Origin of the sequence: Streptomyces sp. SID12501, from assembly GCF_010550245.1 — a bacterium.
In the GTDB taxonomy this organism is placed as follows: domain Bacteria; phylum Actinomycetota; class Actinomycetes; order Streptomycetales; family Streptomycetaceae; genus Streptomyces.
Genome location: NZ_JAAGLU010000408.1, coordinates 1 through 524, shown reverse-complemented (window position 1 = coordinate 524; position 524 = coordinate 1). Strand labels below are relative to the sequence as shown.

The 524-nt window shown below is 74.6% G+C and carries 1 pseudogene; it reads right to left on the bottom strand.

Annotated elements, in window-relative coordinates:
• Positions 1 to 389 (bottom strand): annotated as a pseudogene (locus G3I71_RS46495) (hypothetical protein); the annotation flags it as partial.
• Between the last annotated feature and the right edge of the window lie 135 nt (positions 390 to 524).

Genomic DNA, 524 nt, shown 5'->3' with positions numbered 1-524 from the left:
GTGAGGTAGTCGAGACGCAGCGCACCGTCCACGGGGATCTGCCCGAGCACGCCCTCGGCGGGCGGCGGACGCCGCAGCATGCGCGCGACGGCCGTCGGGATGCCGGTGTACACGAAGGTGGTGGACGCGCCCTGGTCGTCGAGCACGTTGATCGCGCCGTACCGGGCACCCGTGAGCTCGGCGCTGACCTGCACGAACCGGTCGAGGACCGTCGTGAGGTCGAGCTGCCCGGCGACCGCGAGGATCGCGCTCAGCAGGTCCGTCAGCGCGTCACCCGTCAGGGGCGTCTGCGTGGGGAGGGAGTCGACGAGCACGCCGCGCTGGAACGGCGCCCCCGCGACGGGCGGTGACGCCGTGACCTCGCGCATCTCGCCCCGGTGCTCGTTCACGTCTGGTCCCGCTGCTCGGCTCGCACCGCCTCACCGTAGCCCGGGACGTGCGCCGCGAGGTGCGCGTGCGTGCCGCGCGCCGCGACCCGCCCACCCGTGAGCCACAGCACCTCGTCGGCCTCGGCGAGGGCTGCG